This is a genomic window from Staphylococcus sp. EG-SA-2 (genome assembly GCF_017152085.1).
Window position 1 is genome coordinate 1 of record NZ_JACYHC010001197.1, and the last position, 648, is coordinate 648.

At 27.2% G+C, this 648-nt stretch carries 1 protein-coding gene; it reads right to left on the reverse strand.

Annotation, left to right across the window (positions count from 1 at the left end; translation table 11 throughout):
• The coding region (locus tag IDG60_RS19545; protein ID WP_206161090.1) for a restriction endonuclease subunit S at positions 1–648 on the reverse strand (648 nt) is incomplete at both ends.

The following is a 648-nucleotide window of genomic DNA, read 5'->3' on the forward strand; positions in this document are numbered from 1 at the left end:
GTATTAATCTTTCAGTTCTTTGATTATAAATATATTGATTATCTTTATCTATAAATATACTTCTACCTATAATTTTCCCATCTTTTGTTTTATCATTTAATACCATTGCTAAGTCGCCTTTTGATAAAATATATTTTTCAGTTTTTTTATTTTTATTGACTCTTATATTTTGATCATTATAAGTGCTATTTATAGAATAACTTCCTATACTTATAACTTTATAATTACCGTCAAAATTAAATTCTGTTTCTAGAGCAGTGCCACCCTTATTCTCAAATATTTCTTGAATTGATTTTGATTTCCAATCTGGATAATCTTTACCTTCCTCATCTTTGAATCGCAATTCTTGCGAGAAGATTTTCTGCATATAGCCTTTTTTCTGTTGCTGAAGTAATTCAAGTTTTTGTTCTTCTAATTCAATTTGTCGGTCAAGTTTGCTGATGAATTCGCCTATTTTTTGCTGCTCTTCAAATATAGTTGGGGTGAAGATTTTTAAATTAGCAATTTCTTTGAAGTTTAGTCCTTCTCGACTACCTCCACTTTGTGCAAGGAAAATTTTCCTTTTACCTTTTCTTGATAATAGATACTGTCCAAAAAAATTATAATAATACTCTTTTTTCAATCTAATAATACATACATGTTGATTTA